This window comes from Micromonospora sp. CA-259024 (genome assembly GCF_050936255.1).
Taxonomy (GTDB): Bacteria; Actinomycetota; Actinomycetes; order Mycobacteriales; family Micromonosporaceae; genus Micromonospora.
In genome coordinates, this window is sequence record NZ_JBNJND010000002.1 from 1,919,926 (window position 1) to 1,936,141 (window position 16,216).

At 71.2% G+C, this 16,216-nt stretch carries 11 protein-coding genes; 7 read left to right on the forward strand and 4 right to left on the reverse strand.

From position 1 onward, the window contains the following. Window positions 1-174 precede the first annotated feature (174 nt). Entirely contained in the window at window positions 175-1,191 is a 1,017-nt protein-coding gene (locus tag ACQEUX_RS28460) for a glycosyltransferase family 2 protein (RefSeq protein ID WP_433054737.1), read from the forward strand. Then, window positions 1,184-3,559, forward strand: a complete 2,376-nt coding sequence (locus tag ACQEUX_RS28465) for a hypothetical protein (RefSeq protein ID WP_433054740.1) — start codon at window positions 1,184-1,186, stop codon at window positions 3,557-3,559. Before ACQEUX_RS28460 ends, ACQEUX_RS28465 begins: the two co-directional genes overlap by 8 nt. Window positions 3,560-3,718: 159 nt before the next feature. Here ACQEUX_RS28465 and ACQEUX_RS28470 read toward each other — a convergent pair whose 3' ends face one another. Then, complete coding sequence (locus tag ACQEUX_RS28470) at window positions 3,719-6,016, reverse strand: right-handed parallel beta-helix repeat-containing protein (RefSeq protein ID WP_433054743.1); 2,298 nt, start codon at window positions 6,014-6,016, stop codon at window positions 3,719-3,721. A gap of 202 nt (window positions 6,017-6,218) precedes the next feature. Between ACQEUX_RS28470 and purB the strand changes: the two genes are divergently transcribed. Next, window positions 6,219-7,643, forward strand: a complete 1,425-nt coding sequence (gene purB, locus ACQEUX_RS28475) for an adenylosuccinate lyase (RefSeq protein ID WP_433054746.1) — start codon at window positions 6,219-6,221, stop codon at window positions 7,641-7,643. Between the two features lie 109 nt (window positions 7,644-7,752). On the opposite strand, the gene ACQEUX_RS28480 is transcribed toward purB, so the two are convergent. Further along, entirely contained in the window at window positions 7,753-8,316 is a 564-nt protein-coding gene (locus ACQEUX_RS28480) for a YbjQ family protein (protein WP_433054749.1), read from the reverse strand. A 24-nt stretch (window positions 8,317-8,340) separates the two neighbouring features. Next, the gene (locus ACQEUX_RS28485; RefSeq protein WP_433054752.1) at window positions 8,341-9,024 is read right to left on the reverse strand and encodes a S1 family peptidase; all 684 of its coding nucleotides are present in this window, start codon (window positions 9,022-9,024) and stop codon (window positions 8,341-8,343) included. A gap of 354 nt (window positions 9,025-9,378) precedes the next feature. Here ACQEUX_RS28485 and purS point away from each other — a divergent pair, with 354 nt between their 5' ends. From purS to ACQEUX_RS28505, 4 genes are all read left to right on the forward strand, one after another. Beyond that, on the forward strand, window positions 9,379-9,642 hold the full coding sequence (gene purS, locus ACQEUX_RS28490; protein ID WP_030491392.1) for a phosphoribosylformylglycinamidine synthase subunit PurS: 264 nt from the start codon (window positions 9,379-9,381) through the stop codon (window positions 9,640-9,642). Next, window positions 9,639-10,322, forward strand: a complete 684-nt coding sequence (gene purQ / locus ACQEUX_RS28495; RefSeq protein WP_433054756.1) for a phosphoribosylformylglycinamidine synthase subunit PurQ — start codon at window positions 9,639-9,641, stop codon at window positions 10,320-10,322. The genes purS and purQ overlap by 4 nt, the downstream gene beginning before the upstream one ends. 67 nt (window positions 10,323-10,389) lie before the next feature. After that, entirely contained in the window at window positions 10,390-13,059 is a 2,670-nt protein-coding gene (gene purL, locus ACQEUX_RS28500; protein ID WP_433054759.1) for a phosphoribosylformylglycinamidine synthase subunit PurL, read from the forward strand. 4 nt (window positions 13,060-13,063) lie between these two features. Next, a complete protein-coding gene (locus ACQEUX_RS28505; RefSeq protein WP_433057197.1) occupies window positions 13,064-13,819 on the forward strand; it encodes a 2-phosphosulfolactate phosphatase in 756 nt (251 codons plus the stop codon). Window positions 13,820-14,027: 208 nt separating this feature from the next. Here the strand turns inward: ACQEUX_RS28505 and ACQEUX_RS28510 are convergent, their stop codons facing one another. Continuing rightward, complete coding sequence (locus ACQEUX_RS28510) at window positions 14,028-16,076, reverse strand: carboxypeptidase regulatory-like domain-containing protein (protein ID WP_433054762.1); 2,049 nt, start codon at window positions 16,074-16,076, stop codon at window positions 14,028-14,030. Window positions 16,077-16,216 lie beyond the last annotated feature (140 nt).

Consider the following 16,216-nt stretch of genomic DNA (forward strand, 5'->3'; position numbering starts at 1 on the left):
CGAGCGCGCGCCGATCGTCCCGGCCCGCCCCATACCGGGGCAGCGGCCAACAGACGTTAACGACCTGTTCAATAGCCGGCCCGCTGGCGGAAGGTTCGCCGCGCGACCGTGATCGCTTCCGCGCCCTCGGTGCGGAGGTGATCACTCCTGCGTGCGGAACGGGGCCGTAACACCATGGAGTCGGACGTCCTACGGAAGACCATCCTTTCGGTGGTCATCCCCATGTTCAATGAGACCGCGGTCATTCCGGTCCTGGTCGCCCGGCTACGGCCGGTTCTCGACGCGCTCGGCGTCGACTACGAGGTGGTCGCCGTCGACGACGGCAGCCGGGACGACACCGTGTCGGTGCTCTTCGACCACGGCCGGGACTGGCCGCAGCTGCGGGTGCTCCGGCTGCGGCGCAACAGCGGCCACCAGGCGGCGTTGACCGCCGGACTGCACCGGGCCGTCGGCCAGTGGGTGGTCAGCCTCGACGCCGACCTCCAGGATCCGCCGGAGACCATCGCCGAGATGCTCCGGGTGGCCCGCGAGGACGGTGTGGACGTCGTCTACGGCGTCCGCGCCGACCGCAGCACCGACACGATCTTCAAGCGCAACACCGCCCGGGTCTACTACTGGTTGATGCGCCGGCTCGTCGGCGCCGACCTGCCCGCCCAGGCTGGCGACTTCCGGCTGCTCAGCAGGGACGTGATCGAGGTGCTGCGCCGGTTGCCGGAACGCGCACCGGTCTACCGGCTGCTGGTGCCGTCGCTCGGCTTCCCCAGCGCCGAGGTGCGCTACGACCGCGCCGCGCGGGCTGCCGGTGAGACGAAGTACCCGCTGCGCCGGATGGTGGCCCTGGCCTGGGAGAGCACGGCGAACTTCTCCGCCGCTCCACTGCGACTGGCCACCTGGCTGGGCATGTCGAGCTTCCTGCTCTGCCTCGCGCTGATCGTGTTCGGCATGATCGTCCACGTCTCCGGTGCGACGATCCCCGGCTGGACCTCGATGTTCGTCGCGGTGCTGCTGCTCAGTGGGGTGCAGTTGGTCTGCCTCGGCCTCCTGGGCGAGTACGTCGGCCGGATCTACGCCACCGTGCAGAATCGCCCGGCCTTCCACGTCGGGTTCGACTCCCGCGACGAGGCCCCGGGCCAGGCCGCTGACGGCTCACGTACGCAGAGCCTCGACTCGGTGGTCGGCGTCCGTGGCTGATACCCTGCTGGCCGAGCGGATCGACACTCCGGCTCCGGCGGCACGTCGGAACGTCCTGCTGCCGATAGTCACCACGCTCCCGTGGGCGCTCGCCATAGCAGGGCTGCTCCTGGTCTGGTCGCGGGGCAGTGTGCCGGCCGCCGACGTCGCCCGGTTCTCCGCGTACTGGGTATTCGCGCTGGTGCTCCCCGGCACCCTGGTGCACCGCGCACTGCGCGGCAGCCGGGGCAACCTTCCGGAGGACCTCGCCTACGGCGCGGCCACCGGCCTGCTGCTCGAGATCGTCGTCTGGGCGTCGGCCGCCGCGACCGGCCAGCAGTCCCTGCTGCGGTGGTGGCCGCTGCCCGTGCTCATCGCCTTCGCCGCCGTTCCCGGGCTGCGCCGGCACTGGCGGATCGGCGAGCGCCGACCGCTGCCGGTCGCGTGGCACTGGGGGATGGGCGCGGCACTGCTGGTGGTGCTGGTTTGGGGATACACCCAGTGGCGGATGGTTCCGCTGCCTCCGGTGTACGGCGGCTACTACCAGGACCTGCTCTACCACCTGGGGCTGGTGCAGGAGCTGACCCGGGCGATGCCGTTCGAGTTGCCGCACGTCGCGGGGGAGGAACTGCGCTACCACTACCTCTCCGACGCCCACATCGCCAGCGGCAGCATGATCACTGGCATCTCGCCGGCGGTGGTGCTGCTGCGACTCTGGCTGGTGCCGGTGATCGGCACGGCGGTGGTGCTCGGCGCCGGGCTGGCTCGGGACCTGAGCGGTGCCGCCTGGACCGGCCCGGTGGTCGCCGTTGCCGGCTTCGTGGGAACCACGGTCACGCTCGGTTCCGCCGTGGGCGCGTCCGGTGAGATGCCGCTGGCGTACGCCAGCCCGTCCCAGACGTACGTGCTGGTGCCGTTGCTGTTGCTCGCCGGGCTCTGCGTCGACGCGGCCCGGGGGCGTTCCCTCGGGCCGGCCTGGCCGCTGGTCCCAGCGCTCGGGCTGGTCTGTGCGGGGGCGAAGTCCAGTGCCCTGCCACCGCTGATCGCCGGCCTGGCTCTCACCGCGGTCGTGGTCTGGTGGCGGGATCGGCGGATCCCACGGCCAGGGCTCGTGGCGCTGGCCTGCCTCGTGGCGGCGATGGCGCTCGGTTTCCGGCTGTTCGCCGGCGGCGGGGCCTCCACGCTGCGCGTACAGGCGTTGGCGTTGCTGCACTTCATCGGCCCGTACGCCGAGACCCTCGGTGGGGGTGACGGAATCTGGCCGGACGCGCCGCTGCCGCCGGGCATCAACGACGGCGGCGCCCTCGGGTTCCTGTTGGCGTTCGCCGTGGTCGCATGGTGGGTGCTGGGCCAGGCGCCACGGTGGGTGGGCATGAGCCTGCTCGCCGGTCGGGAGCACCGGGCCGATCCGGCCGTCTGGCTGCTCGCCGGCACGGTGCTGGCCGGCGCTGCCACCACCTGGGTGTTCCAGCACCCGTCGATCAGTCAGATCTACTTCTGGATGGGTGTCATTCCGGTCGGTGTCGTGCTGACCGCGTGGTCGCTCGCCGCGGCCCGGGCACCCTGGCCGGTGCTGGTGGTGCCCGCCGTGGCCGGCGCGTTGGCGGCGCTTGCCACGGCCGGCACGGTGGTGGGTTTCGCCGTGCCGATGATCGACCGTCCCGGCACCCCCGCTACCTCGACCATCGAGGGGTGGCTGCGGGTGCTGGGCACCTCGGCGGTCCGGTACGTGCTGTTCGTGGCGGTGGCCGCCGCGCTCGCCGTCGGGGTGGCCGCCCTGTGGCGGCGGCGCGTCCCGTCACCGGGGGGCCGGCGGCGGGCGGCGACGATCGCGATGGCCGGCGTCACCGCCGCGATGCTCGGTGCCAGCGTCGCCGTCGCCGTGGGCGGGACCGTCCGTTCGGTCCTCGACGAGCCGGTGCCGACGACCGGGCCGCAGCCGTACGCGCTGACCGTCGCCGAGATGAGCGCGGCGTTGTGGCTGGACGAGCATGCCGCCGACGACGACGTGGTGGCGACCAACGTGCACTGCCGGCCGGTGCGGACCACGCCGCACTGCGATGCCCGGGCGTTCTGGGTGACCGGTCTGGGCGGGCATCGGACGGTGGTGGAGAGCTGGGGCTACACCGACGCCGTCGTGGCCGCGCACGGCGTCGACAACCTGGGGTACGCCCGGCAGAACTTCCCCGATCAGGAGTTGCTCGCGTTCAACGACGGGGTGTTCACCACGCCGACCGTGGCCGACCTGGACCGGCTCCGGACGCGGCACGGGGTCCGGTGGCTGTTCGCCGACACCAGGGCGGGCGCGGTGTCGCCGGAGCTGGCCAGGCTGGCACAGGTTCGGCTGGTCGCCGGCACGGTCACCGTCTACGAGCTGAATCGCCCCTGACGGCCTGAGCCACCCGGGCCTGCGTCCAGGTGCTCAAGGCCGACCGACCGACGGCGACGGCTCGGGTTTGTCCGCGAGGCGGCGGCGCAGGGCCCGCTGGAACTGGACGTGCCGACGCCCGCCAGGCAGGTTGCCTGGCGGGCGTCTCAGGTCGGTACGTCAGCCGAGCGTGAACTTCTCCCAGAGGCCGATGGTGGCGCCTCTGGCGATCAACGGCTTCGCTCCGGCGTCTTCGGCAGTCACGTACCGGCTGTTGACGGCGGCTCTGATACTTACCGTGCCATCGCTGTTGGGGATGATTCTGAATCTCTCCGAGAGCCCGACCGTGTCGCGGTTGGCGATCAACGGCTTCGTCCCGGCGCTGTCCGCGCTGACGAAGCGGTTGTTGGCGCGGGAGAAGAGGGCGATCTGTCCGTTGCCGAGTTCGATCACGTCATACCGTTCCCAGCCGCCGACCTTGGTCTGGGCGGCGATCAGCGGCCCGGCGCCGGCTTTCGACGCGGTGACGTACCGGCCGTTCGCGCTGGCCTTGAGTGAGCGAGCGGCGTCGGTGAGGTTGACCCGGTAGAACTTCTGCGAGGTGCCGATGGTGGTGTGTTTCGCGGTCAGGTTCGGCGACGTTGACGACTGCGGGCCGACGTAGCCACCGGTCTCCTTCGACCGGAGGCTGATCGTCCCGTCCGAGTTGGCTACGACGGCGAACACTCCAGAGGAGGACGTCGTGGTGTTCGCGGTCAGCAGTTCGTCGGTTTCGCTGGCCGTGACGTACTTTCCCGTTGCCCGGCGAACGAGGTTGACCTGACCATTGTTCGCGTCGGCGAGGTCGAATTCCGCGCTCGCGACCAGCCCGGTCTGGTTCATGCCGAGCGCATGGTTGGGAGCGTGTGCGACGTAGCGACGGTTGTGCAGCGCGAGCAGGCCGACGCTGCCGATCCATGGGCGCAGGGTGACAGCGGTCGTCCGCGAGTTCGACCTGTTGTCGGTGCCGGTGACGGTGGTTCTGATCGAGTAGTCACCCGGCTTCGCGTAGCGGTGCGAAGCGATCGGCGATGTCTGACTGACAGAGGTTCCGTCGCCGAATTCGAACAGGTAGGAGGCGATCGGGTAGGTGCCGGGCGAGGATGCGGAGGAGTTCACCTTGACGGAGCTCGCGCGCAGGTCCACGGCCACGTCGTTGCGGGCCACTGGCGGCCGCATGGTCTCGGCCATGCCCCGGTCGGCGTAGGTCACCGGGCCGGCACCGGTGTTGGGCACGCCCTGATCATCGAGGCGGGCGGCGCCGAAGCGGTCGGTGGCCTGGTAGCCGGGTGCCGCGGAGTTCGCCGAATCGATGCTGTCGGCCGGCAGGTTCGTTGCCTTGTCGTGCGAGGCCTGCCCGGACGCGGTGCGGAAGGCAGCGAGGCCCATCCGGGTGCCGTTCCAGGAGTAGGCCTCCCCCGGCACGGTGCCGTGGTCCGTGTTGTTGTAGTCGACCTGGGTGGACGCGGCCGCATGGACGGCGATCTCGACGCCCGGCGAGTCGCAGGACCCTCCGACCGACGACCCGTTCTTGCTGAGCACATTGTTCTGCACGGAAACCCCGGCGGAGGCTCCGTCGACCCGGATGCCGTCGAGGCACCGGTCTTGGACCGTGTTGTTGGTGATCGCGGTGCCGGTGGCGCCGCTGTTGCGGATGCCGTAGCCGGTGCCCTGGGAGATCTGGTTGTTGGCGACCACAGTGCCGGTCGCACCGGATCCGATCGCGATGCCCGCCCCGCCGAAGCCCTTCACGTAGTTGTTGACGATGGTGTTGTTCGACCCGGCGACGTGGATGGCCGTGGCCTGGCTGGTGGTGCCCCCGACCTTGTGTTCCAGGTACGAGTCGCTGACGGTGACCCCGCTGGTGGCGGCGTCCATGGTCAGGCCGGTGGCCAGATTCCAATCGGGGACGGTGAGGCGCTTCAGGGTCGACGCGGTGACGGCGGAGAGCCGGACGGCCGGTACCGCCGAGGCCTTGCTCCCACCCACCCTCACGCCGTCGACCGTGATGGCCGAGGCGTTGCTGACCTCAAGGCCGGGTACGTCCACCGCGTGGATCATCCAGAGATTCTGGATCGTGATGTCGTGCTGACCGTCGATGACGATGCCACCGGTCGGCCCAGTGAGATACGTGCCGGGCGCATTGCCGCGGAAGGTGATGGGCTGGCCCGGTGTGCCGGAACGGGAGATGACGACGCGCTCCGGATAGAGGTCGCTGGTTATGTCGACCGTCTGCCCGGCGGCGACCACCGCAGCCGCGGCTCCGATGGTGCAGAACGGTTGCGCCAAGGTGCCCGAGCCCGTGTCCGAGCAGGCGGCGGGCTTTTGATTGACATAAAGAATGTCGCCGTCGGCCGCCTGAGCGGGAGTTGTGGTGCCCAGCAGGGCACCACTGGCCACCGCGGCGGTAGTGAGACCGGCGAGAAGGGATTTGCGCATGGGTGTCCTCGATCGAGGATTGGGAATGGGGGTGCTCTGGTAGAGATCATTCTCGCCTGTCCTCGGGTAGCCGATGGTCCCATGCGGCATAAGGGACACCAGACCAGGGCAGGTCAGGAACGTGGGTCACCTTCTGACGGCCAGCCTCGACGACCCCGGCCCGGTCCCGGCGCCGACCAGCGGGTGCGGGACAATGAGGTACGTGACGACGATCCCCAACGTGCTGGCCAACCGGTACGCCTCGCCCGAATTGGTCGCCCTCTGGTCTCCGGAGGAGAAGGTCCGGATGGAGCGGCGGCTCTGGCTCGCCGTGCTCCGCGCGCAGCGCGACCTGGGCGTGCCGGTGCCGGACGGCGTGGTCGAGGCGTACGAGCGGGTGCTCGACCAGGTCGACCTCGCCTCGATCGCCGAGCGGGAGCGGGTCACCCGGCACGACGTGAAGGCCCGCATCGAGGAGTTCAGCGCGCTCGCCGGGCACGAGCACGTGCACAAGGGGATGACCTCGCGGGACCTCACTGAGAACGTCGAGCAGCTCCAGGTGCGCGCCTCGCTGGAGTTGATCCGGGACCGGGTGGTGGCCACTCTCGCCCGGCTGGCCTGGCTGGCCCACGAGCATTCCGAGCTGGTCATGACCGGTCGTTCGCACAACGTGGCGGCGCAGGCCACCACGCTGGGCAAGCGCTTCGCGTCGGCGGCGGAGGAGCTGCTGATCGCGTACGAGCGGCTGGAGGAGTTGATCGCCCGTTACCCGCTGCGTGGGATCAAGGGGCCGGTCGGCACGGCCGCCGACCAGCTGGACCTCTTCGACGGCGACGCCGACAAGGTGGCCGAGTTGGAGCGGCGGGTCGCCGAGCACCTGGGTTTCTCCCGTGTGCTGGACAGCGTCGGGCAGGTCTACCCCCGCTCGTTGGACTTCGACGTGCTGGCCGCGCTGGCCCAGACCGCCGCCGCGCCGTCGTCGTTGGCCACCACGATCCGGTTGATGGTCGGCCAGGAGTTGGCCACCGAGGGCTTCAAGCCGGGTCAGGTCGGCTCCAGCGCGATGCCGCACAAGATGAACACCCGCTCGTCGGAGCGGGTGAACGGCTTCGCGGTGATCATCCGGGGTTACCTGTCGATGGTCGGCGAGCTGGCCGGTGACCAGTGGAACGAGGGGGACGTGTCCTGCTCGGTGGTCCGTCGGGTGGCTCTGCCGGACGCGTTCTTCGCCGCCGACGGGCTGTTCCAGACGTTCCTCACCGTGCTCGACGAGTTCGGCGCGTACCCGGCGGTGATCAACCGGGAGTTGGAGCGGTTCCTGCCGTTCCTGGCCACCACGAAGATCCTGGTCGCGGCGGTCCGGCGTGGCGTCGGCCGAGAGGTCGCCCACGAGGTGATCAAGGAGCACGCGGTCGCGGTGGCGCTGGCGATGCGCGAGAAGGGCTCGCCCGAGAACGACCTGTTCGACCGGCTGGCGGCGGACGGTCGGCTCGGCCTGTCCCGCGCCGACATCGACACCCTGGTCGCCGACCGCACCGCCTTCGTCGGCGCAGCCCCCGCCCAGATCGCAGCGGTAACCCGCCGAATCACCGCCGTAGTCACGGCCCACCCCGAGGCCGCCACCTACAGCCCGCCCCCCATCCTCTAACCCGGCCCATTTGTTGATCATGAAGTTATTGCCTCGAAACGCCGAGGTGGACGGCAATAACTTCATGATCAACGGCCCGGGCGGCGCGATGCCGCCGGCCCGGGCGGGGTTAGTCGCCTGTTGGGGTTTCCGCGGCCGTTCGGAGGTTGGGGGCGCTGGCCGGTTCGGCGATGCCTCCGGGCGACCCCGTGAACCCGGCGACCTCCGCCGCCTCCGCGGCGACCGCCGGCTGGTCGGCCGGCATGACCTCGGGCATCTTGGGTACGGCGACCACTGCCGTTCCGTACGCGCAGATCTCCATCCACATCTCACCGCAGTCCCGGCTGTCGAACCGCATGCCGATCACGGCGTTCGCGCCGAGCCGCAGCGCCTCCTCGCCGAGCCGGGCCACCGAGTCGGTGCGCCACCGGGTCAGATTGTCCGGGGCCAATGGGTCGTACGCGCCACCGCGCAGGTTCTTGACCCCCTCGCGGTACGGGTTGCGCGTTCTGGCCATCGATGACACCACCTCACCGAGAATCTGACGGATCTCGTAGCCGGGCAGTTGCTCTGTCGTCACGACCAGCACGTTTCCGATGCTGTCAGGAGCGGGGGGACCCGATCGGGTGCATTGTTCACCTGATCGGATGCTGCAAAACGACGCGGCGCGGACGGCCGGCACGTGGCCGACCATCCGCGCCTCGTCGGGCGTTAACCGTCAGACACCGGCCACCGAGGTGATCCAGGCCCGGTTGTACGCAACGCTGCCGTAGTTCTGGATGCTCGACCCGTCGGCCGTGGAGGCGACGCCGACCTGCTGGCCGTTGTAGAACTGCGGGCCACCCGAGTCGCCCCGCCACGCGTTACCGCTGATCTCGGTGCTGCGGATGGCCTGCCCGCCGTACGCGTCGGTGGCGCTGTTGCTGGTCACCCGCACGGTGGCGGTCTTCAGCTGGCTGGACGCGGAGCAGCCGCTGTAGCAGGTCATGCCCCAGCCGTAGATCGAGTTCGTCGAGTTGATCGGCGGGTTGCTGCTGGCCAGGGTCACCGTCGAGGTGCTGACGGTGCTGGAGAGCCGCATCAGGGCGAGGTCGTTGCGGGTGTAGGTGGCGCTGACCGTACGGGTGACCCCGCCGGAGGAGCGGTACACGCTGCCGACCCGGACGGACATGGTGCCGCTGATGCAGTGCCGGGCGGTGAGCACCCACTGCGGGGAGATCACGCTGCCGGAGCAGGTGAACGAGCCGTTGCTCATCACCGCGGCGGCCCAGGGTGCGGACGAGACGGTGGTGCCGCCGATGATGGGTTGCGGGCCCGGTGGGGCGGCGGACGCGCCGGACGCGACGCCGAGGGCGCCGACCAATGCGGTGCTGAGCACGGCGAGCAGGGGACGGATGCGCATCGGGTGGACTCCTTGGACGGGCGGGCCCGGGGTCGCCGGGAGCGGGAGGCGGCAGCGGGGGTTCCCACCGACGCCTAAATCGACTTACGTCGATGTACAGTAGGGCCCGGGGCAATGGTTTTCAAGAACCTGATCGAGGCAACTCAATGTAACGATTCGGCGACCCGTTGCGCCTTAAATGCCCTGCTGAGGCCGCCTGTCCCGCGTGGCGGGCCGCCCTGGGTGCCGGTAATGTTGATCACTGCCTGAACTGCACCCGGCCGGTGCGTCCGCGACGGTATCTGCCAGGTACGCTGGCTGCGCTCGCCCATTTGTGGGTCGGCACCCAACTGCGTACACAGTCAGGAGTGCCCAGTGCCTCGCGTCGTCGTCGACGTCATGCTCAAGCCCGAGATCCTCGATCCGCAGGGCCAGGCCGTCGCAAACGCGCTGCCCCGGCTCGGCGTCGGTGACGTCGCCTCGGTTCGGATCGGCAGGCGGATCGAGATCGAGTTCACCGGTGAACCGGACCTGGACCGCGCTCGGGAGATTGCCGACAAGCTGCTCGCCAACCCGGTCATCGAGGACTTCACCGTCCGCCTGGTCGAGGCCGACGAGACCGCGGACGCCCGCTCGTGACCGCCCGGGTCGGTGTGGTCACCTTCCCTGGCTCGCTCGACGACGGGGACGCGGCCCGTGCCGTCCGGATCGCCGGTGCGGAGCCCGTCCGGCTCTGGCACGGTGACCCGGATCTGCACGGCGTGGATGCGGTCGTGCTGCCCGGGGGCTTCTCGTACGGTGACTACCTGCGTTGCGGCGCCATCGCCCGGTTCGCCCCGGTGATGGAGACGATCGTGGACGCCGCCCAGGGTGGCCTGCCGGTGCTCGGCATCTGCAACGGTTTCCAGATCCTGTGCGAGGCGCACCTCCTGCCCGGTGCGCTCACCCGCAACCAGCACCTGCACTTCCGCAACCGGGACCAGATCCTGCGCATCGAGTCGGCCGGCACCGCGTGGACCAACACGTTCCAGCCCGGCCAGGAGGTGCTCATCCCGGTCAAGAACGGCGAGGGCTGCTACGTCGCGGACACCGCGACACTGGACCAGCTCGAAGCCGAGGGCCGGGTGGTCGCCCGTTACGTCGGCGGCAACCCCAACGGGTCGCAGCGCGACATCGCCGCGATCACCAACGCCGCCGGCAACGTGGTCGGCATCATGCCGCACCCCGAGCACGCGGTGGAGGCGCTCACCGGCCCTTCGTTGGACGGCCTCGGCTTCTTCACGTCGGTCCTCAAGCACCTGGTGGGGGCGCCGGCATGACCGGCGGCACGATCATCGGTCAGCTCAACCGCCGGTCTGGCGGGCACGAGCGCAGCGAGGAGAGGTCATGACCACCCATCCGGACCCGGTACGGGACACACCGGAGGCATACTCCGCCCCGGCGCAGTCGGCCGAGCCGAGCCCGTCGCGGCCCGTCGCACCGGCGACCGCTCCCGCTCAGCCGGCCACCGCCGTCTGGATCGAGGGCGTGGACACCGTGCCGCGCGCCGGTGGCACCCCGGGCGAGCTCCAGCCGTACACCGAGCTGGGTTTGCGCGACGACGAGTACGACCGGATCCGGCAGATCCTCGGCCGCCGGCCCACGCAGTCCGAGCTCGCGATGTACTCGATCATGTGGAGCGAGCACTGCTCCTACAAGTCGAGCAAGGTGCACCTGCGCCAGTTCGGTGAGAAGGCCCCGCACAGTGACCGGTTGCTCGCCGGCATCGGCGAGAACGCCGGTGTCGTGCAGATCTCCGACGAGCTGGCGGTGACCTTCAAGGTCGAGTCGCACAACCACCCGAGCTTCGTCGAGCCGTACCAGGGTGCGGCGACCGGCGTCGGCGGCATCGTCCGGGACATCCTCGCCATGGGCGCCCGCCCGGTCGCGGTGATGGACCCGCTGCGCTTCGGTGCCGCGGACCACCCGGACACCGCCCGGGTGCTCACCGGCGTGGTTGCCGGCGTCGGCGGCTACGGCAACTGCCTCGGTCTGCCCAACATCGGTGGCGAGCTGGTCTTCGACCCCTCCTACCAGGGCAACCCGCTGCTCAACGCGCTCTGCCTGGGCGTGCTGCCGGTCGACCGGCTGCAGAACAAGGCCGCCGCCGGTCCGGGCAACGTTGTCGTGCTGATGGGCGCCAAGACCGGCCGGGACGGCATCGGCGGCGTCTCGGTGCTGGCCAGCGCGACCTTCGACGAGGGCAGCGAGGCACGCCGGCCCGCCGTGCAGGTCGGCGACCCGTTCACCGAGAAGCTGCTGATCGAGGCGTGCCTCGAGCTGTACGACGGCCAGTTGGTCGTCGGCATCCAGGACCTCGGCGGCGCCGGTCTGACCTGCGCCCTCACCGAGACCGCCGCCGCGGCCGGCACCGGCATGCGGGTCTGGCTGGAGCGGGTGCCACTGCGCGAGCCCTCGATGGACCCGCACGAGATCCTGGCCAGCGAGTCCCAGGAGCGGATGCTGCTGGTCGTCGAGCCGGACAAGCTCGACGCGGTACTCAAGACCGCCGAGAAGTGGGGCGTGCTCGCCACCGCCATCGGCGAGGTCACCGCCCCCGAGCCGGACGGTCAGCCGGGCCGACTGCTGATCACCTGGCAGGACCACCTGGTCGTCGACGTACCGCCGGGTTCCCTGGTCGACGACGGCCCGGTCTACGCGCGGCCGATGCGCGAGCCGGCCGACCTGATCCTGCTCCAGGCCGACCGGGCCGAGACCCTGCCCCGCCCGGCCGACCCGGAGGCGCTGCGGGAGACCGTGCTGCGCATGATCGCGTCGCCCAACCTGGCCGACAAGACCTGGGTCACCGAGCAGTACGACCGCTACGTGCTGGGCAACACCGTGCTCGCCCAGCCGGAGGACGGCGGCGTGATCCGGATCGACGAGCGGACCGGGCTCGGCGTGGCGCTGTCGGTGGATGGCAACGGCCGGTACGCCCGGCTCGACCCGTACAACGGCACCAAGCTGGCCCTGGCTGAGGCGTACCGGAACGTGGCGGTGACCGGCGCGAAGCCGATCGCCGTGACCAACTGCCTCAACTTCGGCTCGCCGGAGGACCCGGGCGTGATGTGGCAGTTCGCCGAGGCCGTGCGTGGCCTGGCGGACGGCTGCCTGGAGTTGGGCATCCCGGTGACCGGCGGCAACGTCAGCTTCTACAACCAGACCGGCGCGGCGGCGATCCACCCGACCCCGGTGGTCGGTGTGCTGGGCGTACTGGACAACGTCGCCGACCGGGTGCCGATGGGCTTCGTGCCGCGCGCCGGTGGCGACCACGACCAGCTCTACCTGCTCGGCGAGACGAACGTGGAGCTCTCCGGCTCGGAGTGGGCCTGGGTGACGCACGAGCACCTCGGCGGCATCCCCCCGCAGGTCGACCTCGCACGGGAGAAGGCCCTGGCCGACCTGCTGGCCGAGGCGGCCCGCGTCGGTCACCTCAGCTCGGCGCACGACCTCTCCGACGGTGGCCTCGCCCAGAGCCTGGTCGAGTCCTGCCTGCGTCGCGGTGTCGGTGCCCGGGTCGCGGTGCCGGAGCAGTTCACCGACGGTTCGATGCCGTTCGTCTACCTGTTCAGCGAGTCCGCCACGCGGGCGCTGGTGTCGGTGCCGCGCGGCCACGACAAGGCGTTCGCCGCGCTCTGCGCCGAGCGGGGTGTGCCGTTCGAGCTGATCGGCGTCACCGACCCGTCCGGCGGTGCACTCGAGGTGCACGGCCAGTTCCGGATCGGCCTGGACGAGCTGCGCGCCGCGCACACCGAGACGTTGCCGCGTCTCTTCGGGGGCGCGGCCGCCGTCGAGGTGCCCGCGCCGGCCGCCGGCATGGCGGGTGCGGTCGAGGCCGTGCCGCTGCCGGCCGCGCAGGCCGAGCCGGTCGACCCGGCGACGGTGGTCTCCGAGCCGATCGCTTCGGCCGGTCCGTCCCCGCAGGTGGGCGCTGTCGAGCCGGTCGAGTCGGAGCAGCCCGGTGGGTCGTCCGAGTCTGACTACGGTGACACCGAACCGTCGCCTGACGAGCGCTGAGGCGTTGGCGGCCGCTGTCTACGGCCAACCCGGTTCGGGTGCCCGGTTCGACTGGGGCCTGACCGGGGCGGCCGAGCTCGGTCGGGTCTGCGCGGCGCTGGTGGTGGTGGACGTGTTGTCGTTCACCACCGCCGTCGAGGTGGCGGTGTCCCGTGGCATGCGGGTGCACCCGTTCCCGTGGGGTGAGCAGGCCGCCGAGTACGCGGTGCGGGTCGGCGCGACAGCTGCGGTCGGGCGGCGGCAGACGACCGCGGAACATCCCTGGTCGCTGTCGCCCGCCGCACTCAGCACCGCACCGGTGGTGGCGGACCTGGTGCTGCCCTCGCCCAACGGTTCCGCCATCAGCGCCGCAGCCAGCGCCACCGGCCTGCCGGTGGTCGCGGCATGCCTGCGCAACGCACGCGCCGTCGGGCGTTGGCTGCGCCGCCAGGGGTACGGGACGACGGACGCCCCGATCGGTGTGATCGCCTCGGGGGAGCGGTGGCCGGACGGGTCGCTGCGACCGTCGGTGGAGGACCAGCTCGGCGCCGCCTCGGTGCTGGACGCCTTGTCCGGTGTGCCGGGTGGGCTCTCCGTGGAGGCTGCCATGGCGCTCGCCGCACTGGCGAGCACTCCGGATGTGCCCGCCGCGGTGCGCGGGAGCGTCTCCGGGCGGGAGTTGACCGAGGGCGGCTTCGCCGAGGACGTGGACGTCGCCGTCCGGATCGGCGTGTCGGACGTCGTGCCGGTGCTCCACCAGGGCGTCTTCTCCGCCGCCTGAGCAACGCGGGCGGCTCGCCGCCTGGCAGGCAACACGGGCGCGCCTACCCGCACCGGGCGCCTACCCTCCCGGTGATCAACTCGGTTTTCGTGAAGTCGGGGCATCCCGCTGACCTGGATGCCCCGACTTCACCGAACCCGAGTGGGTCTTGCAACAGCGAAACGGCCACCCGGATCTCCGGGTGGCCGTTTCCGTGCGCTGTTCTCGGTCAGTCGTCCAGCCAGTCGAGGCGTCGGCCGCCCCGCTCGGTCGGCGGCGGGGTTTCCGGTCGGGTCCGGCCGGTCGGTTGGCCGTAGCCACCCTGCTCGTAGCCCCGGTCGTCGTAGCCGCCGCGCTGCTGCGGCGAGGGCTCCTGGCCGTAGCCGCCCTGGTCGTACCCACCGGCTGGTTGGCCGTAGCCACCCTGCTCGTAGCCCCGGTCGTCGTAGCCGCCGCGCTGCTGCGGCGGGGGCTCCTGGCCGTAGCCGCCCTGGTCGTACCCACCGGCCGGTTGGCCGTAGCCACCCTGCTCGTAGCCGCCGGCCTCCTGGCCGCCGTACCCAGCGGTCGGCTCGGCAGCCCGACCGCCGTACGGGGCCGGGTCGGACTGGCCGTACCCCTGCCCCTGCTCCGGCTGGTAGACGCCGGTGGCGTACGGGTCGGCCGGAGCCGGGTACTGGGTGCTGTCGCCGGTGTAACGGCCGGTCGGCTCGTCGTACCGCTCGCCGTAGGCCGCTCCGCCAGCGGGAGCCGGCGGGTAGGCAGCGGTCCCGGCCGGGGCGGTGTAGTCCCGGCTGCCGTAGCCACCGCCGGAGGCCGGAGCGTTGCCGTAGCTGCCACCGGAGGCTGGTGCGCCGCCGTAGCCAGCGCCGGCACCGGGTGCGCCGCCGTAGCCGTCGCCGGCCGCGCCAGCGCCGTAGCCGCCCTCGGGGCCTGCCGGAGCGCCGTAGCCGCCCTCGGGGCCTGCCGGAGCGCCGTAGCCGCCGCCGGAGGCGGGGGCGTTGCCGTAGCCGCCCGCCCCGTAGCCGCCGGTTGCCGGGGGCTCGTCGCCGTAGCCGGTGCCGCCCCAACCCTGCTGGCCCGCACCGCCGTACGGCTGAGCCGGCGCGCCGTACGGGTCCGGCGGGACGTCGTCGACCACCGGGCGGTGCATCATCGTCGGGGCCTCGCTCAACGCCGCGCCGCCGACCATGGTCGGGTCGGCTCCGCCGGGACGGCCGCCGACCACGCGGGTCTGGTCGTCGGCGCCACGGAACCCGCCCCGCGCGGGCGGGACCACACCGCCGCCACCGCCGGTCGCCGGGTCGTCATCGTCGTCGCCGTTCTCCTTGCGCTTCATCCAGAGCAGCACGATCGTGCCGACACCGGCGGCGACCAGAAGACCACCGAGCAGGATGATCAGGTAGTTGCCGATGCCGCCGCTGTCCTCGGTGTTCGCGGCGTTTGCCGGGGCACCCTCGCTGGCCTCCTCGGTGGGCTCCTCCTCGGTGCCCTCCTCGGTCGCCTCCTCGGTGGGCGTGGCCTCGGGGGTGGCGGACGGCGTGGCACTCGGCGTCACCTCCACCTTGATCGCGAGGCTGATCCGCTGCCCGGTGACGGCCTGCCCGGCGGCGGCGTTGATGGTCTTGGTGGCCACCACGTTGTCGAAGCTTGCACCCAGGTCGATCCGGCCGGGCGCGATCGGCCTGTCGGTGGTGCCGGTGAAGCGGAAATCGCCGCTGCTGTTGCTCGTGGTGTCGAATTGCCGGCCGGTGCTGTCCCGCAGCATGACCGTCGCGTTCGCGACCGCCTTGCTGTCGGCCTGCGAGACCACCCTGCCGGAGATCGACCGCACGGTCTGCGCCTGCGGCGGCGGTGCGGCCTTGGCGACCAACGTGACGGTGGTCGACGCGTCCTGGCTCTGCCTGATCGGGCCGTTGGAGTCGGTGGCCTTCACGGTGATGGTGGCGCTGCCGTTGGCTGCGTCGTCCGCAAGCCTGAAGGTGGCGTCGTAGCTGCCACTCGCCGTCACCCGGCCGCGCGAGCACCCGTCGACGCAGGTCAACTTCGGGTTGCTGGAGCTGAAACTGATGTCAGCAGGCTCCGCGCCGTCTTCGAACGCGAGCCGGTAGCTGATCTTTGTGGTCTTGCCGGCCTCGACGCTGCTCGGCGAGGCCGAGACATCGGTAACGTCGGGAGCGGCCATGGCTGGTGTGGCGGGGACGGCGAGCAGAGCGCCGGCAACCAGCGCTACGACCACACCGGCCCGCTGCTTCCAGGCACGTCGGTGTGTTGACACGTCCACCGCCTTCCGGGCTGACTTCCCTCTGACCGGCGGGGCGCCGGGCCGGGGATCATCACGGTACGAATACGCCGTCGGCAACTATGCCTTGTCCGACTGGATCGGCGCGACCCAGGGCCAGCGTCGGATGCTTGGCC

What these genes read in the sequence shown, in the direction of transcription:
- ACQEUX_RS28460 (WP_433054737.1), top strand. Translation starts at nt 175, where the DNA reads ATGGAGTCGGACGTCCTACGGAAGACCATCCTTTCGGTGGTCATCCCC.
- ACQEUX_RS28470 (WP_433054743.1), bottom strand. Translation starts at nt 6,016, where the DNA reads ATGCGCAAATCCCTTCTCGCCGGTCTCACTACCGCCGCGGTGGCCAGT.
- ACQEUX_RS28480 (WP_433054749.1), bottom strand. Translation starts at nt 8,316, where the DNA reads ATGGTCGGCCACGTGCCGGCCGTCCGCGCCGCGTCGTTTTGCAGCATC.
- ACQEUX_RS28485 (WP_433054752.1), bottom strand. Translation starts at nt 9,024, where the DNA reads ATGCGCATCCGTCCCCTGCTCGCCGTGCTCAGCACCGCATTGGTCGGC.
- purL (WP_433054759.1), top strand. Translation starts at nt 10,390, where the DNA reads ATGACCACCCATCCGGACCCGGTACGGGACACACCGGAGGCATACTCC.